Source organism: Hydrogenophaga crocea, from assembly GCF_011388215.1.
Taxonomy (GTDB): domain Bacteria; phylum Pseudomonadota; class Gammaproteobacteria; order Burkholderiales; family Burkholderiaceae_C; genus Hydrogenophaga; species Hydrogenophaga crocea.
Window position 1 is genome coordinate 2,413,039 of the sequence record NZ_CP049989.1, and the last position, 21,981, is coordinate 2,435,019.

Annotated in this window: 21 protein-coding genes and 1 pseudogene; 11 read left to right on the top strand and 11 right to left on the bottom strand. The window is 69.6% G+C overall.

What is annotated here, in order from left to right; translation table 11 throughout:
• The 4 genes from coaD to G9Q37_RS11425 are packed head-to-tail and all read right to left on the bottom strand — an operon-like array spanning position 1 to position 3,860.
• A complete protein-coding gene (coaD, locus tag G9Q37_RS11410) occupies positions 1–495 on the bottom strand; it encodes a pantetheine-phosphate adenylyltransferase (RefSeq protein WP_166227310.1) in 495 nt (164 codons plus the stop codon).
• Between the two features lie 21 nt (positions 496–516).
• The gene (gene rsmD, locus G9Q37_RS11415) at positions 517–1,098 is read right to left on the bottom strand and encodes a 16S rRNA (guanine(966)-N(2))-methyltransferase RsmD (protein WP_166227311.1); all 582 of its coding nucleotides are present in this window, start codon (positions 1,096–1,098) and stop codon (positions 517–519) included.
• 9 nt (positions 1,099–1,107) lie between these two features.
• Entirely contained in the window at positions 1,108–2,457 is a 1,350-nt protein-coding gene (locus G9Q37_RS11420; RefSeq protein WP_166227312.1) for a M16 family metallopeptidase, read from the bottom strand.
• Positions 2,454–3,860 (bottom strand): M16 family metallopeptidase, encoded by a 1,407-nt coding sequence (locus tag G9Q37_RS11425; protein ID WP_166227313.1) that lies wholly within the window; start codon positions 3,858–3,860, stop codon positions 2,454–2,456. The genes G9Q37_RS11420 and G9Q37_RS11425 overlap by 4 nt, the downstream gene beginning before the upstream one ends.
• 29 nt (positions 3,861–3,889) lie before the next feature.
• On the opposite strand from G9Q37_RS11425, the gene ftsY reads away from it, so the two are divergent.
• From ftsY to G9Q37_RS11440, 3 genes are read left to right on the top strand one after another with little or no spacing between them, the layout of a single operon-like run.
• Positions 3,890–4,993, top strand: a complete 1,104-nt coding sequence (ftsY, locus tag G9Q37_RS11430) for a signal recognition particle-docking protein FtsY (protein ID WP_166227314.1) — start codon at positions 3,890–3,892, stop codon at positions 4,991–4,993.
• Between the two features lie 17 nt (positions 4,994–5,010).
• On the top strand, positions 5,011–6,135 hold the full coding sequence (locus G9Q37_RS11435; protein WP_166227315.1) for an NAD(P)/FAD-dependent oxidoreductase: 1,125 nt from the start codon (positions 5,011–5,013) through the stop codon (positions 6,133–6,135).
• Positions 6,136–6,167: 32 nt separating this feature from the next.
• On the top strand, positions 6,168–6,974 hold the full coding sequence (locus tag G9Q37_RS11440) for a DUF4399 domain-containing protein (protein WP_166227316.1): 807 nt from the start codon (positions 6,168–6,170) through the stop codon (positions 6,972–6,974).
• Positions 6,975–6,983: 9 nt separating this feature from the next.
• Here the strand turns inward: G9Q37_RS11440 and G9Q37_RS11445 are convergent, their stop codons facing one another.
• Genes G9Q37_RS11445 through senB form a run of 3 tightly spaced genes read right to left on the bottom strand, consistent with a single transcriptional unit; the run spans position 6,984 to position 9,754 of the window.
• Positions 6,984–7,673 (bottom strand): haloacid dehalogenase type II, encoded by a 690-nt coding sequence (locus tag G9Q37_RS11445; protein ID WP_166227317.1) that lies wholly within the window; start codon positions 7,671–7,673, stop codon positions 6,984–6,986.
• Between the two features lies 1 nt (position 7,674).
• Positions 7,675–8,745: a selenide, water dikinase SelD gene (selD, locus tag G9Q37_RS11450; protein ID WP_166227318.1), complete on the bottom strand. Its 1,071-nt coding sequence runs from the start codon at positions 8,743–8,745 to the stop codon at positions 7,675–7,677.
• Positions 8,746–8,758: 13 nt separating this feature from the next.
• Positions 8,759–9,754 (bottom strand): selenoneine biosynthesis selenosugar synthase SenB, encoded by a 996-nt coding sequence (gene senB, locus G9Q37_RS11455; protein WP_166227319.1) that lies wholly within the window; start codon positions 9,752–9,754, stop codon positions 8,759–8,761.
• On the opposite strand from senB, the gene senA reads away from it, so the two are divergent.
• The 4 genes from senA to phnE are packed head-to-tail and all read left to right on the top strand — an operon-like array spanning position 9,753 to position 13,465.
• Positions 9,753–10,946, top strand: a complete 1,194-nt coding sequence (gene senA / locus G9Q37_RS11460; protein ID WP_166227320.1) for a selenoneine synthase SenA — start codon at positions 9,753–9,755, stop codon at positions 10,944–10,946. The two genes, senB and senA, sit on opposite strands and share 2 nt — an antisense overlap.
• Positions 10,947–10,954: 8 nt before the next feature.
• The gene (locus G9Q37_RS11465; RefSeq protein ID WP_240936371.1) at positions 10,955–11,782 is read left to right on the top strand and encodes a phosphonate ABC transporter ATP-binding protein; all 828 of its coding nucleotides are present in this window, start codon (positions 10,955–10,957) and stop codon (positions 11,780–11,782) included.
• A 10-nt stretch (positions 11,783–11,792) separates the two neighbouring features.
• Positions 11,793–12,635 carry a PhnE/PtxC family ABC transporter permease gene (locus G9Q37_RS11470; protein ID WP_166227322.1) on the top strand — a complete coding sequence of 281 codons (843 nt, stop codon included), beginning with the start codon at positions 11,793–11,795 and terminating at the stop codon, positions 12,633–12,635.
• The gene (gene phnE / locus G9Q37_RS11475; RefSeq protein ID WP_166227323.1) at positions 12,632–13,465 is read left to right on the top strand and encodes a phosphonate ABC transporter, permease protein PhnE; all 834 of its coding nucleotides are present in this window, start codon (positions 12,632–12,634) and stop codon (positions 13,463–13,465) included. The genes G9Q37_RS11470 and phnE overlap by 4 nt, the downstream gene beginning before the upstream one ends.
• On the opposite strand, the gene G9Q37_RS11480 is transcribed toward phnE, so the two are convergent.
• The 3 genes from G9Q37_RS11480 to G9Q37_RS11490 all read right to left on the bottom strand — a co-directional run bounded on the left by G9Q37_RS11480 (position 13,455) and on the right by G9Q37_RS11490 (position 16,583).
• Positions 13,455–14,666, bottom strand: a complete 1,212-nt coding sequence (locus tag G9Q37_RS11480) for a hypothetical protein (RefSeq protein WP_166227324.1) — start codon at positions 14,664–14,666, stop codon at positions 13,455–13,457. The two genes, phnE and G9Q37_RS11480, sit on opposite strands and share 11 nt — an antisense overlap.
• Positions 14,667–14,818: 152 nt before the next feature.
• The gene (locus tag G9Q37_RS11485) at positions 14,819–15,934 is read right to left on the bottom strand and encodes a PQQ-dependent sugar dehydrogenase (protein WP_166227325.1); all 1,116 of its coding nucleotides are present in this window, start codon (positions 15,932–15,934) and stop codon (positions 14,819–14,821) included.
• A 64-nt stretch (positions 15,935–15,998) separates the two neighbouring features.
• Complete coding sequence (locus tag G9Q37_RS11490) at positions 15,999–16,583, bottom strand: NnrU family protein (RefSeq protein ID WP_166227326.1); 585 nt, start codon at positions 16,581–16,583, stop codon at positions 15,999–16,001.
• A gap of 297 nt (positions 16,584–16,880) precedes the next feature.
• Here G9Q37_RS11490 and G9Q37_RS11495 point away from each other — a divergent pair, with 297 nt between their 5' ends.
• The 4 genes from G9Q37_RS11495 to G9Q37_RS11510 all read left to right on the top strand — a co-directional run bounded on the left by G9Q37_RS11495 (position 16,881) and on the right by G9Q37_RS11510 (position 19,760).
• Complete coding sequence (locus G9Q37_RS11495; protein ID WP_166227327.1) at positions 16,881–17,225, top strand: hypothetical protein; 345 nt, start codon at positions 16,881–16,883, stop codon at positions 17,223–17,225.
• 36 nt (positions 17,226–17,261) lie between these two features.
• Positions 17,262–18,379 (top strand): IS3 family transposase gene (locus tag G9Q37_RS11500; protein ID WP_166227328.1). Its coding sequence is split into 2 segments (ribosomal slippage): positions 17,262–17,520 and positions 17,520–18,379, totalling 1,119 coding nucleotides; the frame shifts between segments, so codons are not numbered across the junction.
• Positions 18,376–18,858: a hypothetical protein gene (locus G9Q37_RS11505; protein ID WP_166227329.1), complete on the top strand. Its 483-nt coding sequence runs from the start codon at positions 18,376–18,378 to the stop codon at positions 18,856–18,858. The genes G9Q37_RS11500 and G9Q37_RS11505 overlap by 4 nt, the downstream gene beginning before the upstream one ends.
• Positions 18,859–18,860: 2 nt before the next feature.
• On the top strand, positions 18,861–19,760 hold the full coding sequence (locus G9Q37_RS11510; protein ID WP_166227330.1) for a hypothetical protein: 900 nt from the start codon (positions 18,861–18,863) through the stop codon (positions 19,758–19,760).
• A gap of 1,084 nt (positions 19,761–20,844) precedes the next feature.
• Here G9Q37_RS11510 and G9Q37_RS11515 read toward each other — a convergent pair.
• Positions 20,845–21,934: pseudogene (locus tag G9Q37_RS11515) on the bottom strand (IS3 family transposase).
• Positions 21,935–21,981 lie beyond the last annotated feature (47 nt).

The window sequence follows — 21,981 nt, forward strand, 5'->3', positions numbered from 1 at the left end:
TCAGGCCTGCAGGGGCGGGGTCACGAGACTGGCCGCCACGGCCGGGTTCACCATGGTCGACACATCACCGCCGAGCTTGGCGATCTCGCGCACCAGGGTGCTGCTGATGCACTGCAGCTCGGCCTGGGGCAACAGGAACACGGTCTCGACGCCCGGGTGCAGCTTGCGGTTCATGGCCGCCATCTGGGCTTCGTAGTCGAAGTCGGTGAGGTTGCGGATGCCGCGCACCACGGCCTGCGCCCGGTGCTCGCGGCAGAAGTCCATGATCAGGCCGTCGAAGGGCAGCGCGCGCACGCGGCCCGGCAGGCCCTGCACCGCCTGCTCCACCAGCGCCACGCGCTCGTTCAGCGAGAAGCGGGTTTTTTTGTGGTGGGCCACCGCGACCGCGACGATCAGCTCGTCGAACAGGCCGGCGGCGCGCCGGATCACGTCCTCGTGGCCGAGGGTGATGGGGTCGAAGGTGCCGCTGTAGACGGCGATGCGGGAGGCAGCCATGGGCCGGATTATCCCGCCCGCTCAGCCCGCCAGCGGCCGCAGCAGGTGAAAGGCCACGGCGCCCGCGCGGCCGTGGCGGTGCAGGGCCAGGCCCAGCGCGGCCAGCTCGGCCTCGCTCCAGGGCCGGGGTGCTTCGAGGTACACGAAGCCCTCGGGCCCGATGGCCGCGGCTGCCGCGCGCAGCGCAGGCTCGAACAGGGCCGTGGCGTCGAACGGGGGGTCGAGGAAGACGGCGTTCCAGCCCTGCCCCGCCGCGGCCCGCAGCGCCGCCAGACCGTCGCCGCGCTGCACACGCACGGTCTCGGCCTTCAGGCGCGTGCGCACGGCCTGCAGCTGCGCGGCCAGCGCCGGGTCCTGCTCGAGCAGCAGGGCCTCGTGCGCGCCGCGAGACGCGGCCTCGAAGCCGAGCGCGCCGGTGCCCGCGAAGGCATCGATCACGCGCCAGCCTGTGAGGTCCTGGCCCAGCCAGTTGAACAGCGTCTCGCGCACGCGCGAGGGCGTGGGCCGCAGGCCCGGGCGGTCGGCCACGGGCAGCTTGCTGCGTTTCCACTGGCCGCCAAGGATGCGCACCTCCTGCGGCGGCGAGCCGGCCTGGTGTTTCATGCGCCGAGCTTAACGCGCGGCCGGGGCCTGAGCGCCCACCACCACGGTCACCATGCGATCGGCCTGCAGCGCGCGCCGCATCGCGTCGCGCACCTGCTCGCGCGTGAGGCGGCGGATCTGTTCGGTCCAGGTGTCCAGGTAGTCGAGCGGCAGCCCGTTCCACGCGATGTTGGCCACGTTGTCCAGCAGCTTGCGGTTGCTGTCGATGCGCAGCGCAAAGCCATTGATGAGGAAGTCCTTGGCGGCCTGCAGCTCGGCCTCGGTCGGGCCGTCGGCGAGGTAGGCGCTGAGTGTCTCGCGCACCACGCGCACCGCCTCGTCGGCCTGGTCGGGCCGGGTGGTCATGCCGATCTGAAACGCGCCCGCGTGGCGGCCCGGCGAGAAGTTGCTGTACACGCCGTAGGTGAGGCCGCGCTGCTCGCGCACCGCGAGCGTGAGGCGCGAGGTAAAGCCGCCGCCCCCGAGCACGTGGTTGCCCACCAGCAGCGCGAAGAAGTCGGGGTGGTTGCGCGCAATGCCGGGCTGGCCGATGAGGATCTGCGCCTGCGCGGCTTCGAACGGCAGGCGCTGCTCGGCGGCGCGCGCCAGCGGCCGAACCTCGGGCACCTCGCCGAGCGTGGCGCAGCCGTGGGGGGCGATGGCGTTGAGCAGCGGATCGGCGATGGCCTGCGCACCCGCGCGGTCCACGGCGCCCACGATCACGACCTGCGCGCGGCAGGCGTTCATGTGGCGGCGGTAAAAGGCCTGCATGTCGTCCACCGAGATCGCCTGCAGGCTCTCGGGCGTGGTGTAGCGGCCGTAGGGGTGATCGCCGTACACGGCGGGCAGGAAGGCCTGCTGGGCGCGCGTGCCGGGGCGGTTGAGCGCCTCGCGCAGCGCGGCCACGCTGCGCTCGCGGTCGCGCTGCCAGACACGCTCGGGCCAGGCCGGTGCCGCGAGCTGCTGCGCCGCGAGCGCCACCGCACGCGGCAGGATCGCGGGGTCGGTAAGGCTGCGCAGCTGCACCGTGAAGCGGTCGCTGCCAGCACTGGCGCTGAACTGCGCGCCCAGGTCCACCCAGGCCGCGGCCAGTGCGTTCTCGTCGCGCGCGGGCTGACCGGCGTGGGCGCGCACGCCGCTCTGGAACTGGCCCGCGGTCACGCCTGCCAGGCCGGTCTTGCCCGCGGGATCGCGCCGGCTGCCGCCGTCCACGTTGATCTGCACGTCCACCATGGGAATGCTCGGGCTCTGCACGAGGTAGATGCGCGCGTCGCTGGCATGCGCCCACTGCTCGATCGGGATCGCGGCCTGGGCCACGCCAGCGCAGACCGCGGCCGCCACGAGAGCGACGCGGCAGAAGAAAACGAAACGCCCGCTCATCGCGCACCCTCCCCGTTCCTGGCCTCTGGCAGCAACACGCCGGTGTTGAGCGTGCGCTCGATGAAATAGCGGCCCGCCACCGCGCGCACCTGCTCGGCGGTGACCGCGCGCAGTTGTGCGATCAGGCGTTCGCCGGCGTCCACCGGCAGGCCGTTGACCCAGTAGGTGCCCAGCTCCTGGGCCTGGCCCATGATGGAGTCGAGCTTGTAGACCTCGCTCGCCGTCCATTGCGTCTTCACGCGCTGCAGCTCGGCCTCGCTCACGCCCTCGCGCGCGATGCGTTCGACCTCGAGCTTGAGCGCGGCCGCCGCCATCTCGGGCGTGACGCCGCGCGCCGGCACGGCCGACAGCGTGAAGACCTGCGGCCCGCGGCCGATCAGGCCGTAACCCGCGCTGGCGCTGTCGGCCACGCGCTTGCCCGCGTTGCCCTCGCCCTGCACCAGCGCACGGTCCAGGCGTGCGCCAGGGTAGCCGTCGAGCAGGCCCGACAGCACCGCCAGCGCGAGCGCGTCGCGGCTGGCCTCGTCGTCGCGGCCGCTGTAGCGCGGCGCGTGCCAGGCCAGGGTCACCAGGGGCTGCTCGGTCACGCCGCGGTACTCGAGGCGGCGCGGCCCCTGCTGCGGCGGCTCGGTGCGCGGCTTGCGCTCGGGCACGGCCGCCGCGGGAATGCGGCCGTAGTAACGCTCGGCCCATTCGCGCACGCGCTGCACGTCCACGTCGCCGGTGATCACCACCGCGGCATTCGCGGGCACGTACCAGCGGCGGTGGAAGTCGCGCGCGTCCTGGGGGGTCATGGCGTCCAGATCGCTCATCCAGCCAATGATCGGGCGGCGGTAGGGGCTGGCCTGCCAGACCATGGCGTTGAAGGCCTCGTACATGCGCGCGCGTGGCGATTCTTCGGTGCGCTGGCGGCGCTCCTCCTTGATCACCGACATCTCGCGCGCGAACTCGTCGTCGGACCAGCGGTTGGTGGCGAAGCGGTCGGCGCCCAGGCGCATCACCTCCTCGAGGCGGTCGGCCGGCACCTGCTCGTGGTAGGCCGTGTTGTCGCGGCTCGTGAAGGCATTGAGCTGCCCGCCCAGGGCCGACACGCGCTGCGAGAACTCGCCGGGCTTGAGCAGTGCGCTGCCCTTGAACATCATGTGTTCGAGCGCGTGGGCCACGCCGGAGGTGCCGTCGACCTCGTCCATCGAGCCCACGCGCACCCACAGCATGTGAACCGCCGTGGGCGCGCGCCGGTCGGGGCGCACGATCAGGGTCATGCCGTTGGACAGCGTGTACTGCCGCGCCAGCGTCGCGGCCGGGTCGGGCGAGGCGGTGGAAGGGGGGGCTGTTTGCGCGGTCGCCGGCAGGGGCGCGCACAGGGCCAGCGCCAGGCCCAGGGGCATCAAAAGGCGTTTCATAGAATCCCAAGGATTCCAGAGATTCACAAATGTTCTCGTTCTTTCGCCGGAAAAACCCTGAAGCCGCACCCGCGCCCGCGCCGGTGAGCGCCCCGGCGCCCGCTGCGGCCCCCGCTGCGGCACCCGCTGCGGCACCTGTTGCGGCACCTGTTGCGCCCCCCGCCCCCGCCCCCGCCCCCGTGCCCGCCGCCCCAGCCACGGCAGCGCCGGCCGAGGCCCCCGCCGCTGCCCCCGCGCGCCAGGGCTGGATGGAACGCCTGCGCGCCGGCCTGCGCAAGACGGGCGGCAGCATCGCCACCGTCTTCACGGGCACGCGCATCGACGACGCGCTCTACGAAGAGCTCGAGGCGGCGCTGCTCATGGCCGACACCGGCGTGTCCGCCACCGAGTTCCTGCTCACCGACCTGCGCCGCCGCGTGAAGGAACACAAGGCCACCGAGCCCGCGGCCGTCAAGGCCCTGCTGGCCGACGCCATCGCCGACCTGCTGCAGCCGCTGCAGCGCCCGCTGGTGATCGGGCAGCACAAGCCCACGGTGATCATGGTCGCGGGCGTGAACGGCGCGGGCAAGACAACTTCGATCGGCAAGCTCACGCGCCACCTGGCCGACGAAGGCGCGAGCGTGCTGCTGGCGGCGGCAGACACCTTCCGCGCCGCGGCGCGCGAGCAGCTCGCGGTCTGGGCCGACCGCAACACCGTCGACATCGTCACCCAGGAAGGCGGCGACCCGGCCGCCGTGTGCTTCGACGCCGTGAGCGCGGGCAAGGCGCGCGGCAAGGACGTGGTGCTGGTCGACACCGCCGGCCGCCTGCCCACGCAGCTGCACCTGATGGAAGAGCTGCGCAAGATCCAGCGCGTGGTCACCAAGGCCGAGGCCACGGCCCCGCACGAGGTGCTGCTGGTGATCGACGGCAACACCGGCCAGAACGCGCTCGCGCAGGTGCGCGCCTTCGACGACGCGCTCAAGCTCACCGGCCTCATCGTCACCAAGCTCGACGGCACCGCCAAGGGCGGCGTGCTCTGTGCCATCGCGCGCGAGCGGCCGGTGCCGGTGTACTTCATCGGCGTGGGCGAGAAGCTCGAAGACCTCGAAACCTTCGACCCGCGCGAGTTCGCGCAGGCGCTGCTCGGCTGAGCACGGCCGGGCCCGCCATGCGCAGCGGCATCACGCGGCTGGTCCTGGTGGGCGCGGGCCCGGCGCACCTCGCGGTGCTGGGGCGGCTCGCGGCGCACCACCCGGGAGACCTGCAGGTCACGCTGCTCACGCGCTGGCCGCAGCACACGCCCGCGGCCCTGCTGCCCACCCTCATGGCCGGCGGGCGCACGCCCGAGCAGGCGCGCATTGCGCTGCCCGCGCTGCTGCAGGCCGCGCATGCACGCGCGCTCGCGGGCCACTGCATCGCACTCAACGCCGAGGCCCGCCAGCTCACCTGGCAGCCGGCCGACGGCTCGGCCCCGCAGACGCTGGACTTCGACCTGCTCTCGCTCGACCCCGCGGCCGCGCTCGACCGCGAGCGCCTGGACACGCGCTGGCCCGGCGCGCGCGAACACGCGCTCGCGCTGTGGCCACTGGAAGGCCTGCTGGCGCTGTGGCCCGGGGTGCTGGCGCTGGCGCAGCGCCAGCCCGTGTCGCTGGCGGTGATCGGCGGCAACACGGCCGCGGTGGAAGCCGCTTTCGCCGCGGCCGAGCGCCTGCGCCGCGACGGCGCGCCGGGCAGCACCTTCACGCTGGTCACGGGCGGCCCGGAACCCGCTGCCGAACTGCCCGCGCGGGCGCGCCAGCGCGTGCGCCAGCGCCTGCGGCGCGCCGGCATCCAGGTGCTGTGCGAGCCCTGCACGGGCTTTACCGCCGAAGGCGTGCGTCTGGGCAACGGTGCGCTGCTGCGCTGCGACGTGCCCCTGCTGGCCTGCCCCGGCGACGCGCCCGCCTGGCTCGCGGACAGCGGCCTCGCGCTCGGCGACAGCGGCCGCGTGCGCTGCGACGACCATGGCCGCAGCCTCAGCCACCCCGCGGTGTTCGCCAGCGGCGAGGCGGCCGAACACGGCGTCCACGCACCCGACCACGACGCACTCGCCCCGCTCCTGCTCGCCGCCCACGCGGGCACGCCGCTCAAGGCGCGCCAGCCGCCGCGCCAGCCGCCCACGCTGGTGGCCTGCGGCGAACACCATGCGCTGGCCGTGTGGGGCCCGTGGGTGCTGCAGGGCGCGTGGGTGCGCCGCTGGCGCGAGCGCCGCGACCAGCGTGCGCTGGACCGGCACGCACGCCCCGCCCCGTAGACTCGAAGCCCTTTCAACCGCGCTCCACCGCCATGCCCACCCGCCGCGCCATCGCCGCCCTCGGCCTGCTCGGCTGCCTGATCCTGGGCAGCGCCGCCGCCCAGACACCACCGGCCGCAGCCGCGCCGCTGCACCCCTGGCAGGTGCCGCCGCCGCGCCTGTCGGCCGAGGCCTACTTCACCAACCTCAAGGACGGCGACCGCATCGAAACGCCCTATCTGCTCAAGTTCGGCCTCTCGGGCGGCTGGGGCCTGGCCCCGATCGCGCAGGCCGGCCAGGGCAAGAGCGGCCACCACCACCTGCTGGTCAACCGCGACCTGCCGCTCGACTTCAAAAAGGCCCTGCCCTTCAACGACCAGTACATCCACTTCGGCAAGGGCCAGATGGAGACCGTGCTGACGCTGCCGCCGGGCGAATACACGCTGCGCATGCTGCTGGCCGATCAGCAGCACCTGCCGCACTTCGTGTTCAGCAAGCCCGCGAAGATCACCGTCACGCGCAAGTCCGCCACCGACCCGGCCACGCTGCAGAAGAAGGGCCTGGAGATCGGCCTCGACGCCCCGGCCGCCCGCCCGCCGATCCGCGTGCGCTTTCACGCCTCGCTGCTCAACGTGGCGCAGATGGCGCAAAAGCTTGCAGACACCGGCCACTTCCGGCTCACGGTGTCACCCGAATCGGGCAACGGTGCGCCGGCGGTGATGGACTTCATCGATGGCCAGACCGAGGTGTGGCTGGCACCGCCGGCGGGCCGCTACACGCTCAAACTTGAAATGCTCGACAACCTCGACGGCCGCAGCGCCCGGGCCGAGCCCGTGACCGCGCGTCTCGAGGTGCGCTGAACCCGCGCTTCAGCAGCCGAGCTGCTCCGCCAGATGCACCAGGTCGCGCGCGTGCCACTGGTTGGCGGGCACGGGCGACACGTCCTTCACATGCCCCGCGCCGAATTCGAGCGGGCGCTCGATGTAGGCCGTGCCCAGGCCGCAGGCGCGTGCCGCGGCCAGGTCGTCGTGGTGGGCGGCCACCAGCATCACCTCGGCGGGCGGCACGTCGAACACGGCGGCCGCGCCCAGGTACACGCGCGGGTCGGGCTTGTAGGCGCGGAACACCTCGGCCGAGAGCACGCAGTCCCACGGCAGGCCGCCGCGCTTGGCCATGTTGGTGAGCAGGCCGATGTTGCCGTTGGACAGCGAGCAGATGGTGAAGCGCTGCTTGAGCCGCGTGAGGCCGGCCACGCTGTCGGGCCAGGGAGCCAGGCGGTGCCACACGCGGTTGAGGTGGGCGCGCTCGGCGTCGTCGAGGTGCTGCAGGCCGAAGCGCGGCAGGATCTCGTCGAGGATGCCGCGGTGCAGTTCGTCGAGCCGCGTCCAGCCGGTTTCGCCGCCACGAACGCGCTGCATGGCGGGCTGGTAGCCCGCGCGCCAGGCCAGCGCGAAGGCGTCGGCGTCGACCTGCGGGTACAGCGCCGCCACCTCGCGCACGATGCTGCCGTGCCAGTCGACCACGGTGCCGAAGATGTCGAAGACGAGGATGGACGGCATGTCAGCCCACCCGCAGCCGCGCGCCACCGTCGGCCGGCACCACCTCGCCGATCTCCGCGGCCTGCGCGAAGCCGTGGCGCTGGAACACCGCAAGCACTTCGGGCACGGCCTCGGCGCTGCACGACACCAGCAGGCCGCCGCTGGTCTGCGGGTCGCTGAGCAGGGCCTGGTCGCTCGCCTGCAGCGCCGCGCCCAGTTGCACCTCTTGCCCGTAGGCGGCCCAGTTGCGGCCCGAGGCGCCGGTGACCACACCGGCCGCGGCGAGCTCGCGCACGCCCGCGAGCAGGGGCACACGCGACCAGTCCAGGCGCACCGCGGTGTTCGCGCCGCGTGCCAGCTCCAGCGCGTGGCCGGCCAGGCCGAAGCCCGTCACGTCGGTGAGCGCGTGCACGCCCGCGAGCTTCGCGAGCTCGGGGCCGGGCGTGTTGAGCTTGGTCGTGTTGGCGATCATCTGGGCGTAGCCCTCGGCGTCGAGCCGGTCTTTCTTGAGCGCGGCCGACAGCACGCCCACGCCCAGCGGCTTGCCCAGCACCAGGCGGTCGCCCACGCGCGCGTCGGCGTTGCGCTTGACGCGCTCGGGGTGCACCAGGCCCAGCGCCACCAGGCCGTAGATGGGCTCGACCGAGTCGATGGTGTGGCCGCCCGCGATCGGAATGCCCGCGGCCTGGCACACGTCCTGCCCGCCTTTGAGGATGCGGGCGATGGTTTCGGTGGACAGCACGCTGATCGGCATGCCCACGAGCGCGAGCGCCATGATGGGCGTGCCGCCCATGGCGTACACGTCGCTGATGGCGTTGGTGGCCGCGATGCGCCCGAACTCGTAGGGATCGTCCACGATGGGCATGAAGAAGTCGGTGGTGGCGATCAGCGCCTGCTCGTCGTTGAGTCGGTACACCGCTGCGTCGTCGGCGGTCTCGATGCCCACCAGCAGTTCTTTGGGCATGGGCATCTGCGTGGTGCCCTTGAGGATCTCGCTGAGCACGCCGGGGGCGATCTTGCAGCCGCAGCCGCCGCCGTGCGAGAGGCTGGTCAGGCGCGGCTCGGTGGCGGCGCCGGGGGTGGGGGCGTTCATGGGGTTCTCCGTGTCAGTGGCCAGGGCGCAGCTCGCCCAGCAGGTCCAGCAGCGCCTGCCGCTCGCGCTCGGGGTCGAACAGCGGCGCGCGTGCGCGGCATTGTGCGGCCAGGCCGGCGAGCCTGCCATCGGCGGCGTTCATGCCCTCGCGGCAGTCGCGCAGCAAGGCCGCCAGGCCGGCCGCGTCGCCGGGCGCGAAGTAGCCGCCATAAGCCTCGCCCAGCATGCCCAGGTTGCCGTCGATGCGCGAGGCCAGCACCGGCGTGCCGCAGCGCACCGCTTCGAGGATCGCGTGCGCGCCGCCTTCCATGCGGCTGGTGTGCACCAGCAGGTGCGCGCGCTGCAGCCGGCGCAGCACCTGGGCGTGCGGCAAGGGGCCGAGCCAGCGGTAGTGCGGACAGGCCGCGGCGGTGGCGCGTGCGGCCTCGCCCAGCGCCGCGTCGAGCGCACCGCCCACGTGGTCGATGCGGATGCCCTCGTGCGGCGCGATCGCGCGCGCGGCCTCGAACAGGGTCTGCGGCCACTTCTCGTCGCGCAGGTGGCCCACCATCACGGCGCGCAGAAAAGTGCGCGGCCGGGGCAGCGGCGCACGCGCCGGGCACGACTGGAACACCACGCGGCAGCGCGCGCGCAAGGCCTCGGGCAGCGCCAGCGGCGCGCGCTCCTGCAGCACCACGAGCCGGTGCGCAAGCCCGATCGAGCGGCGCGCGTCGGCGTCGTGCGCGATGTCGCGGTACAGGTCGGTGCCGGTGAGCACCACCACCAGCGGCGCGCCGCCGGCTTCGCGCGCCCAGTCGGCGATCGCCGGGGCCGAGCGCCGCGCGTGCAGGGCGATCAGCGCGGCCGGCCGCTCGGGGCCCTCGAGTTCGGCCCAGTGGCGCGCGAGAGCCACCCGATAATGGCCCGAGAGCAGCCGCTGCCAGCGCCGCGCGGTCTGCCAGTTGCCGTTGTTGGCGTCGGCCATCGCAGGGGTGGCGATGCACAGCAGGGGGCGTGGGTCGGCGCGCATGAAGGCCAGCATTGTGAGCGAGCAGGCAGCAACCGATGAAACCGTGGGAGAAGCCGCGCGCCGCGCCGGGCCCGCGGCGCTGGCCGCGCTGCTGCAGACCACCCGCACACGCACGCTGCGCCTGCTCGACGCCTACGAGGCCGCGCTCGGCCCTGCGCTGGCGGTGCCGCGTTCGCCCGAGCTCAACCCGCCGCTGTGGGAGCTGGGCCACATCGCCTGGTTCACCGACCGCTGGATCGCGCGCCACCCCGGGCGCAACCGCGGCGCGCAGGCCGACCCCGAGCACCCGCTGCACCCTGCGCGCCAGGCCGCGCGCGGCCTGGACGCGGATGCGCTGTACGACAGCAGCGCGGTGCCGCACGCCAAGCGCTGGTCGCTGCCGCTGCCCACGCTGGACCAGACCCGCGCCGACCTGCAGGCCAGCCTCGACGACACCCTGGCGCTGCTCGCGCGCGCCGACGACCACGACGACGCGCTCTACTTCTTCCGCCTCGCGCTGTTCCACGAAGACATGCACGCCGAGGCCTGGGTCTACATGGCGCAGACCCTGGGCATCGCCCTGCCCGCCGAACACCTGCCGCCCGCGCCCGCCGCGCCGCGGCCCCCCCTGCGCCTGCCCGCGCAAACCTGGCGCCTGGGCCGGCCCGGCCGGGGCTTTGCGTTCGACAACGAGCTGCCGGGGGCCAGCGTGGCGCTCGCGGCTTTCGAAATCGACGCCCAGCCCGTGCATTGGGCGCGCTACCTGCCCGCGGTTGATGCGGGTGCCGTGCCGGTGCCGCGCCACCTGCGCCGCGCCGGTGGCCAGTGGCAGCGGCACCGGCATGGCGTGTGGCAGCCCCTCGATCCCATGGCCCCGGCCTGCCACCTGAGCGCGGCCGAAGCCCGGGCCTGGTGCGACTGGGCCGGCCGGCGCCTGCCCAGCGAGGCCGAGTGGGAATGCGCCGCGCTCGGCGTGCCCGGCTTCGCCTGGGGCCAGGTCTGGGAATGGACCTCGAGCCCCTTTGCGCCCTTCCCGGGCTTCGTGGCCCACCCCTACCGCGATTACTCGCGCCCCTGGTTCGACGGCCGCCCGGTGCTCAAGGGCGCGAGCCACGCCACGGCCGCGCACCTGCGCCACCCGCGCTACCGCAACTTCTTCAGCGCCGAACGCAACGACCTCTTCGCGGGCTTTCGCAGCGCGGCCGGGTTCTAATGCGGGCCGTGAACTTCGACCTCGACCACGTCAGCGTGCGCCACCGCACCGCACGCCCCGGCCTGCCCCCGGCCCTGCAGGGCCTGAGCCTGCGCATCGCCGCGGGCGAGCGCCTCGCGGTCATCGGCCCTTCGGGCGCGGGCAAGACCACGCTGCTGCACCTGCTGGCCTGCGCGCAGCCGCCCTCGGCGGGCCGCTTCGGCGTCGGCGGCAGCGCGCCGTGGTCCTTGCCGCGGCGCGAGCTGCAGCGCCTGCGCGGGCGGCTGTTCCTCGCCCCTCAGGTGCCGCCGCTGCCGCCGCGCCAGCGCGTGGTCACCGCGGTGCTCGCGGCGCGCCTGCCTGCCCTGGGCCTGTGGGCCAGCGTGCGCTCGCTGTTCTACCCGCACGACATCCCCGCCGCGTTCGACGCCCTCGACCGCTTCGACCTCGGCGAAAAGCTCTTCGAGCGCGTGGACCGGCTTTCGGGCGGCGAGCGCCAGCGCGTGGGCCTGGCGCGCGCCCTGCTCGCGCCGGCCCAGGCCTGGTTCGTGGACGAGCCGCTCTCGGCGCTCGACCCCACGCGCTCGCGCCAGGCCGTCACCACGCTGATCGCGGGCGCGCAGGAACGCGGCGCCACGCTCGTGGCTTCGCTGCACCAGGTCGACGTGGCGTTGGAACACTTCCCGCGCATCGTGGGCCTGCGCGACGGCCAGCTCGCCTTCGACCTGCCCGCGGCCGAGGTCACGCGTGAGCGCCTCGCGCGGCTCTACGACCGCTTCGAGCACGAGCTGCGCGGCGAAGGCGCGGCCGCGCCCGACGCCCCGGTGGTGCAGCCCGTGGTCATGCACTGCCGCTGAGGGACCGCGCGTGAACACCCTCGCCGCCCCCCGCCCCGGCGCGCCCGCGCGCGACCCGGCCTGGCTGCCGCGCCTGTTCTGGATCACGGCCACGCTGGTGCTGCTGTGGCCCCTGGGCGTGGCCACGGAGTTCCGGCCCTGGGTGCTGTTCGAACCGAAGAACCTCAAGGTCACGGGCCAGTTCCTGAGCAGCTTCGTGCCGCTCGCACACGACGCCGAATTCCTCAAGATGGTCGCGCGCGAAACCTGGCGCACCGTGGCCATGGCCACCGCGGGCGTCACGCTCGCGCTGCTGCTGGCCGTGCCGTTCACGCTGGTCGGCACGCGCGTGCTCTCGGTGTCGGCGCTGTCGGGCCGCATGGCCCCGCTGCCGGCCGCGCTGCGGCAGGCGGTGCGCTGGCTGCTCATCGTGCTGCGCAGCATTCCCGAGCTCGTGTGGGCGCTGGTGTTCGTGCGCGTGGTGGGCCTGGGGCCCACGGCCGGTGTGCTGGCGATCGCGCTCACCTACGCGGGCATGCTGGGCAAGGTCTACGGCGAAATCCTCGAAAGCGGCGAACCCCACGCCACCCAGACCCTGCTGCGCAACGGCAGCGGCCGGCTGCAGGCCTTTCTGTACGCGCTGCTGCCGGCCAATGCGGCCGAGCTCACGAGCTACACCGTCTACCGCTGGGAATGCGCAATCCGATCCTCGGTGGTGCTGGGCTTCGTGGGCGCGGGCGGCCTGGGCCAGCAGCTCGACAACTCCATGAAGATGTTCAACGGCGGCGAGGTCGCGAGCATGCTGCTGGTGTTCATGGCCCTGGTGGCGCTGGCCGACCGTGCGAGCGCCTGGCTGCGAAAGGCCCTGGGATGAACCCGCGCCGCCCCGCCGCCGCCAACCCGCCCTACCGGTTGCCGCCCGGCCTGCTGAGCCTGCGCCACCGCGGCGGCTGGTTCGCGCTCGGCGTGCTCGCGCTGATCGTGGCCAGCTTCTGGTCGCTCGACCTGCAATGGCGCCAGTTCCTGTCGTGGGAAGCGGCGCAGAGCATGGGCCGCTTCGTGGGCGAGTTCTTCCCGCCCGACACCTCGCCCGCTTTCCTGCAGCGCGTGGCCACCGGCGCCTGGGAAACGCTGGCCATGTCGGCGCTGGGCACCGGTCTGGCCGCGCTCGCGGGCCTGGCGCTCGCGGTGCCCGCGAGCCGCCTGCACGACGGCGACGCCGCCTGGGCGCGCGGCCCCACGCGCTGGCTGCTCAACGCGCTGCGCAGCATCCCCGAACTCGTGTGGGCGGCGCTGCTGCTCATCAGCGCGGGCCTGGGTCCGTTCGCGGGCACGCTCGCGCTTGCGCTGCACACGGCCGGCGTGCTCGGGCGGCTGTTCGCCGAGGCGATCGAGAACGCCCCGCCCGGCCCGGGCGATGCGCTGCGCCAGCAGGGCGTGGGGCGCGCGCGCGTGTTCCTCTACGCCACGCTGCCGCAGGTGCTGCCGCAGCTGCTGAGCTACACGCTGTACCGCTGGGAGAACAACATCCGCGCGGCCGCCGTGCTGGGCGTGGTGGGCGCGGGTGGCCTGGGCCAACTGCTGGCCTTCCACATGGGGCTGTTCCAGATGGGCAAGACCGCCACCATCCTGGCGGCCATGCTGCTGCTGGTGGCGCTGGTGGACGGCGCGAGCCATGCCTCGCGGCGCTGGCTCACGCGCTGAGGCGCTGCCGGGTCGCCTGGTTGACCTTGTCGGTGAATGTGCTCAGGCGGGCCTTGTCCGTGCCGTCCAGCAGCTCATGGGCCCGGGTCTCCATGATGGTTTTCAGCAAGAGGGCCGCTTGCTGCTGTCCGGTGACGGCAGGCTGAACGTGGTGAATGGCTTCGCGCCGGTCCCACAGATCGAGGGCCACCGACAGGGCCTCTTGCGCAAACCGCTTCAGCGCCTCGGGCGAGCAGCCACGGGGCGGCAGCATGCCCTGCGCCATTTCGGCCGCGAGCGACCGGGTGTGCGGACCGAAGGCAATCACCGGTGAGCGGAGCACGCTGCCCAACAAGGTGGGCTGTTGCATGGCCTGCGCATAAAAGGCCGTCCGGAAGGCGCTCAGCAGCGTCGTGTCGAGCCAGTCGGTGGTCACCTCCGCGGGCGCCTCGGCCAGGAAGCGACGCTGCACCAGCTTCGCGAAACCGGCCAGCACCGAGGCCCGCAACCCGTTCGACGGCTGAGCGAGCTCGTCCTTGCGTTTGGCAGCCAACTGGAACGAACAACCCAGCGAGCCGATGGTGGCGTCGACCAAGCCGGTGAAGTTCACCGCGACACGGTTCTGCAGCGCTGGCAACAGCCGATCGTGTTGCTCCGCGGCCGTCATCAGCGCAGACGCCAGGGCACGCTCGAGCACCTCGTCGCTCAGGTCTTCGTTGTTGTCGAACCAGGGCTTGAGCGCGTCTTGAAGCGCGGCTTTCACCGAGGCGCGAAACGCGTCTTCGGGCGCCCTGAGCGCCTGGACCATGTTGTGCCTCGCTTCGCCCCGAAAGAGTTCTGCCAGCCGCCCATCGAGCACGCTGAACACGTTGACCGGCCCCGCTTCTGAAAACACCTGGTCGACCGCCACTTGATGGGCATAAGAGGCCAGGTCGAGAATCTTTCGGGCACTCAACGTTGGGCTCCTGTAGCCGCCCAAGCGTTGCTCGACCGCCGCGACCACCGTATAGCCATAGGCCCGCTTCGTGGCGTTCAGAAGCTGCTTCCGGAGGTCGGCGTTGGCCCGGCCCGAGGCGCTCAGGCCACGCAGACGGTCCGCCACCCGCGCGGCGATGTTGCCCTTGTACACGGCCAGCCGGATGCCCCCCGGCTTCTTGCTCAGGCGCAGCGCGCCGCCTTGTGCCGCCCGAGCGACGAAATGGCTGAATGAAATGGATGGCATGGGGTTTCCTGTCTCGACACGTCCGGAAGCGGACACGCCGAATGCGTCACCAGGAGGCCTGCCATGTTCCCGCGGGTGGTGCGCCCCGTCCAACGGGGCTAGGGCGCGCCGGCCGCCCGACCAGGCCCCCCGGCTGCCCCGCCGGCCACCCCTCAGCGGGGCCGCAAGCGGATCAGCTGCCCGTCGCGATCGTCAGTGAGCAGGTAGAGCAGGCCGTCGGGGCCTTCGCGCACGTCGCGCACGCGCTGGTTCAGTTCGCCGAGCAGGCGCTCTTCCTTCACCACGCGGCCGCCCTCCATCTGCAGGCGCACCAGCTGCCGGAACTTGAGCGAGCCCGTGAACAGGCTGCCCTTCCAACCCGGGCCGTAACGGTCGCTGCCCAGGAACACCAGGCCCGAGGGCGCGATCGACGGCACCCAGTACTGCACCGGCTGCTCCAGGCCCTCGCGGCTCGTGATGCCCGCGCCGATGCGGCCGCCGCCGTAGTTCTCGCCATAGGTGATGACGGGCCAGCCGTAGTTCTTGCCGGCCTCGGGGCGGTTGAGCTCGTCGCCGCCCTGCGGGCCGTGCTCGATGGTCCAGAGCGTGCCGTCGGCCGCGAGCGTCGCGCCCTGGATGTTGCGGTGGCCGAGCGTGTAGATCTCGGGCCGCGCGCCCGCGCGGTTGACGAAGGGGTTGCCGGGGTGCGGCTGGCCGTCGGGCAGCACACGCACCAGCTTGCCCTGGTGGTTGTCCAGCGTCTGCGCGTCCTGCATGCGGTTGTAGCGGTCACCGAGCGCCAGGAACAGGCTGCCATCGGCGGCCTGCGCGATGCGGCAGCCGAAGTGCAGCCGGCTCGCCACCTTGGGCTTCTGGCTGAACACCACGCGCAGGTCGTCGAGGCGGCTGCGGTCGTCCGACAGCCGCGCCGAGGCCATGGCGGTCGAATTGCCGCCCAGGCCGGGCTCGCTGTAGCAGAAGTGCAGCGTGCGGTTGCGCGCGAAGTCGCGGTCGGTGATCACGTCGAGCAGGCCGCCCTGGCCCACGGCGTCGATCTCGGGCAGGCCCTTGAGTGGCGGGCCCAGGCGGCCGTCGGCCTCGACCACGCGCATGCGGCCGGGGCGCTCGGTGACCAGCATGCGGCCCTCGCCGATGAAGGCCAGGCCCCAGGGGTTCTGCAGGTCGCGCGTGAGCACTTCGGGGGAGAGGCCGCTGGCGCTGGCGCCGCTGGCCAGGCCCATCAGGCCGGCGGCCAGCGCCAGGGCCCGGCGGGGAAAAGCTCGGGTCATGTGATCTCCGTCGTTGGGGGGGCTGGCCGATGGAGGCGTGGTACCCCGCGGCGGTTCCCGGCGCTCAACCGAAGGGGCGCACGCCGATCAGGAAGCCGTGCAGCCAGAAGGCGAACACGGCATACACGGCCAGTCCGCCCACGAGCGCGATGGCGTCGTTGGCACGGCCGGGCGAGGCGCCGTGCACCGGGCGCAGCAGGCCGGCCGCGGCGCGGCGCTTGACCGAGATGCGGTCGGCGACCGCCCAGGCGAGGAAGGCGCCGAACAGCACCACGTCGGCCAGGTTGCCGTTGGCCAGCAGGTGCGCGAGCGCCCACAGCTTGGTCGCCACGAGCATGGGGTGCTTGGCCGCGCGCTGGATGCGTCCGGGCAGGTAGGCCGAGAACAGCAGCACGAACACCGGCAGCATCAGCAGCGCGGCCACATGGCGCATGGCCGTCGGCGGCGTCCAGAGCAGCACCGGGTCCTGGCGCGCGGCGCTGTAGCCGGCCACGATCAGGCCGAAGCCCGCGAGCGCCACCAGCGTGTACAGCCCCTTCCAGGGGCCTTCGCCGATGCGGTGCGCGATGGCGTGCCGACCGCGCGGCGCCACGATGGATACCGAATGAATGCCGAGAAACAGCACCAGTCCGAGAACGAGCCAGGTCATGGGGAGCTCCAGAAAGAGGCCCAGACTCTAACCGCCCGCTGTCGAATCTCGCTAACGCCTGAACCCGATGAACTGGCGCATCAAGGACTTAGCTCGCTCGTAGTGCGGCAGTCCTGAATTCGAAGAGCGCTGAGTTTTGAACTTTCGGACTTGAGCACCGCTGAGTCGTGAACTTTAGTGCAGCTCAAAAAATTCCAGGCAACTTCAGCCAAACGTGAACTCGGGATCCTCAATTTGAAGGATGCCAAAAGCAACGCTTAGTCGTATGTTCGGCAACGTCACGCCCGGAGGGATGATATGAGCTATCAACGACTCGCCGCAGCCGTCGTGTTGCTATGCGCAGTTCTGCTTGCAGGGTGCGACACCGAAGAGGAGTTGCTCAAGCAGCGCCTTGAGATGCTCAAGGCTGAGGAAGCCTCGCTCCAGGAGCTGAAAACCACGCTTGCCTCCAGCGCCACCCCGCTCGAAGGCCCAGGCAAGGCAAGCGTCTTCCTCTCTGACGACCTCATCAACGGTGTGCTGAAGGGTGCTGACGGAGTCGTCGTGCCCGTGCCTGGCGTTAATGGCGCCACAATCACGGTGAAGTCGATCCGCACCCAATTCAGAATGGGTTTGACCTGCCCGGTTTCTTCGGTCCAATAGTTTCTAGGAAGATGGCTCCCAACCTGCGAGGAGCCCATGAGGAAGAGCCGATTCAGCGAAGAACAGATGGTCGCGATCCTGCGAGAAGCAGATCGCACCAGCGTGGCCGAGGCCGCCAAGAAGCACAAGGTCAGCGAGCCCAGCATCTACGCCTGGCGCAAGCACTTTGGACAGATGGACGTTGCTGACGTCAAACGCCTGAAGACACTGGAGGTCGAGAACGCGCGGTTGAAGAAGCTGCTGGCCGAGCGCGATCTGGACATCGAGGTTCTCAAGGAGATCAACGCAAAAAAATGGTGAGCCCGCAGGCCCGACGCGAACAGGTCGCGCTCGCTTGCGAGCGTGGCCTGTCTGAGCGGCGGGCCTGCGGGCTCATCGGGCTGGCGCGATCGGGCTTGAGGTACGAGCTGCGCCTGCCGGCCAAGGATGCCCCCGTCATCGCGGCCATGCGCGCGCTCTCGGCGCAGTACCCACGCTACGGCTACCGGCGCATCCGCATCTTCCTGGGCCGCCAGGGCTTCGAGTTGAGCTGGTCGCGCACGCATCGCCTGTGGCGCCAGGCTGGCTTGCTGGTGCCCAGGAAGAGGCCGCGCCGTCGCGTGGCCAGCTCGCGCCCGCGGGCCTACACGCCCTTCAAGGCCAACGCGGTGTGGGCCTACGACTTCGTCTTCGATACCACCGCCGAGGGGCAGCAGATCAAGTGCCTGACCGTCATCGACGAGTACACGCGCGAGTGCCTGGCGATCGACGTGGCCGGCTCCATCCGTTCACGACGCGTGGTGGAGGTGCTCTCGCGCCTGGTCAGCGTGCATGGCGCGCCGCTGTTCATGCGCTCGGACAATGGCCCCGAGTTCGTCAGTCAAGCGATCCTGGAGTGGATCTCCAAGTCCGGCATTGGCACTGCCCTGAACGACCCTGGCAAACCTTGGCAGAACGGCGCCGACGAGAGCTTCAACGGCAAGCTGCGCGACGAATGCCTCTCGCTGGAGTGGTTCCGATCACGTCGAGAAGCCGCCGTCGTCATCGAGGCCTGGCGCAAGCACTACAACACCGTGCGCCCCCACAGCAGCCTTGCCTACATGACCCCTCACGAGTTCAAGCAACACCAACTGCACAATCCACCCATTCCCAACCGGGCCGTCTTACAGGAATGAATGGTCCGAATATGCCGAGCAGGTCAGGTTACCCACTGCTCAACATCGATGCCACTGCCAAGAAGGAAGGTCTGGACGCCGAGCTCACTGTGGTCGGTGTGGCGAGGTTGATGTCAACTATCGTTCCGAGCGCCGCGGGCAAGCCCCCGCAGCTCGAGCTAACGATCCACGTAGACAGCCTGGTGCCTCGAGCGAAGTGGGGATTCTTCGACTTCGGCATCCGCGGCTTTGTGCGCGACCTGGCACAAGTGCGGTTCAATAATGAGCTACGCACTGCCGGCGTGATTCGCATACCTGTCGAAGTCGACATCCCGCTCAAAGTGCCTGCGAAGCAGACCCCTATCTCGTTCACGGGTGCCAATGCTGCAGTGGATACGCCAGACCTTTCAATGCACGGAAAGGTGTCTGTCACTAAGGTCATCGTCTTGCCTGACGGCCTTCATGTGTACGGCCAGGTCAGCGTCACCTCGGGGAGCTAGATATGAAGAAACTAGTCCTTAAAGCTGTCTTGGTGGCTTCGACGCTGCTGGCGGCCCCTTCTTGGGCAGGCCTCAAGGAAGACGTTGCCGCGAAGGAATTCGAGGTTTCGAAGCTACGCGCGGAGGTCGAGCCATTGGCTAGGTCCATTATTGTTGTCAGCAATGATCTACGAGTCTTCGCATCTCTATCTCCCTTTGTTGATGCGGTCAAGACGATCAATGATCGACTGCAAGACAAGCGAACGATTCGTGTCCAGTCCACAGCTAGAAACGGCAAGTTCTGGGAAGACGGGCCTACTTGGTGCAACAGCTACGTTGAGCTAGACAACCCGGACAGCTTTCGAGCAAATGCCGTGCTGAGCAAGGTTTCAGCAGATGTTCGAGATGATGGAGCGATCACCTTGGGCAGCCGCGCGGAAATCGATGGTAGGGTGCAGCTGAAGTTCCAGTTCAAAGGCGCGCGCTACCAGCAAACTATCGGGATCTGCCCGGTCTGTGTTCGGACCAATGTATGTCCACCTGGTGGAGGAGTTGGTACTTCAATTGGCGTTGGCTTTCAGAAAAACTTCGACTTGCAGTTGCTGATGGCCTTTGCACGTTCGGCCGATGGACGCTCTGTGGATTACAAGGCTGGCTTCGTGAGCCCGAAGGACATAAGCATCACCGCACAGATCGGCTTGCAGGGTATTGGGACGATTGGTCACCCGATGTCTTTCGATCTCCCGCAAGATCCGATCGCCAGCGGCTCGTTCCCGCTGCTAGTCACCAACGAAGGAGAGTTCAAGCTCCCAGGCGGAGCCGGTGAGCGAACATACACATTCGTACTTACGCCGACCGAGTTCGTTGCAAACAAGAATGGGATCACGGCGACCTGGAAGTCCACCGTCCAGTTCAAGCCATAACTCATCATGGGTGGGCCTACCTACGTCACAGTCGAGGGGCCCAACTGGCAGTGGTCAGAGACTTACATCTATGCGATGGCCACATACGTTGTGGCATGCCCGCCTGACCGACGTGTTCAGGTCGGTCTAGGCGTCATGCTTTGGGGTCAACCACGAGGCGAGAAGGTCAGGTTCTCGGGGGAGCTCCAGATCAACGTGGTCGGCGCCGGTGCGGTGTACTTCCGCGTCGACGACGGCAAGGGGCCGTGTCGTGTCGGATTCACGCAGAAGTCGAACTCGCCGATCAAGTGGACGTGGAGCATCTGACAATCTCCGGCTGCAGCCCAGTTGCTACCCCGGACTTGGTGGGACCCGAAGTTTAGGCTTCTTTGAAGCCCCATCGAGTTCTCGAGGCAATTAGAAGTAGCGATTGGGGAACAGTTTGACACCCACTGTGCTAGTGCATGGGCGATGAATTATTGGCCATTGTCCTGGCGATTCGGCAGCGGCGCACCGCCCCCCCACAACTCGTTGTGCGCCCGTATGACGCACGCATCGGCAGGCTGGTATCGACCTCAATGCGCAGGAATTCGCGGTTGAACTCGTCGATGACGGTGAACGCGCGCTGCCCGACTAGGATGATGGTGATTCGACGGCTCGGAAGGTGCGTGGCAAGACGTCCGCGCCCTCGCGATCGAGGATCCGGAAGCCCATGGCCGTGCACCCCGCATACACGTCTATCGGCCCAGTCTCGGTCAGTAGTCACGCGTCGAACACGCGCTTTCGGAACTCGCTTATGTACATCGCACCCCCGCAATTTTTCGAGCGAGAAGTCCATTTGATTCCCTCATCCTTAGAAATCGCCGAGTTGAACTCTTAAGCACAAGGAGAGTTCGCACTCCCAAAACTGAGGTCAAGAACGCCGAAGATTGATTGATCTCGCCCTTGATTCTTAGCGCGGGTCATTCTTAATATAGCTGTGGGAGAGTCGTAGCTAGCGTTCTCCTCTCTTTGGTCCCAGAATTACTGAGAGTTCGATCACCGAGCACAAGGGGCAACGAGCATGGCTTCATTCGATTGAAGTCCCCTCGAATTCCTGAGCCAGTCAGAAGTAGAGGTTGGGGAACAGTTTGACACGGTACTCGACCGGTGGGATTCGGCCGAGGGACTCATGGGGGCGCTGGTGGTTGTAGCGATGCAGCCAATCGGCCGTCATGTCACGTACTTCCTGCAGTGACTCGAAGACGTAGCAATCGAGCACCTCGGTGCGGTAGGTCTTGTTGAATCGTTCTACATAGGCGTTCTGCGTGGGCTTGCCGGGCTGGATGTGCTGCAGGGCGATGCCTTTGCTCTGAGCCCACTGGGCCAGGGCGTGAGCGATGAACTCAGGGCCATTGTCCAGGCGAATTGACAGCGGCGCACCTCCACCAGTTCGTTGAGCGCCCGTATGACGCGCGCAGCCGGCAGGCTGGTGTCAACTTCGATGTGCAGGCCCTCGCGATTGAACTCGTCGATGACGTTGAAGGTTCTGAAGCGCCTGCCGGACCACAACGCATCAGACATGAAGTCACAGCTCCAGCCCTGGTTGGGCTGGCCTGCTGCGTGTAGTGGTTGCTTGATGCGCGCAGGCAGCCGTTTCTTGCCCCGCCGTGGCAGGTTCAGCCGCAGCTCGCAGTAGACGCGCCAGAGCACCGTCTTGCCCCAGGGCTTGTCTTGGTGACGGGCGCTGTCGTACAGCAGGCCAAAGCCGTGGCGTGGGTTGAGCGCCATGTGGGCTTGAACGAAGGCAATAACCCCGGAATCGTCGCGTGCGACAGGCTGGTAGCGCAGCGTGGAGCGAGCAATCCCGCTGGCAATGCAGGCCCTGCGCTGGCTCATACCGTGCTCGGCCATGAGACTTTGAACAACCGCCTCGCGACGCTCCGGGGTCAGAGCTTTCGATCAACGACGTCCTTCAGAGCGTGGTGCATCAGCGCCAGGTCGGCGTACATGCGTTTGAGCTTGGCGTTCTCGTCCTGCAGCTGGCGAAGCTGCGACAGGTGTGAGACCGTCATGCCCGAGAACTGGCTCTTCCACTTGTAGTACGTCGGCTCGCTGATGCCGTGCTTCCTGCACGTCTCGCCGACCTTCGCGCCCATCTCGACTTCCTTGAGGATGCCGACTATCTGCGCTTCACTGAATCTGGATTTCTTCATGTAGAGACTCCGTCTTAGGGAATTCTCTACCTCCGGCTGGTTCAGGT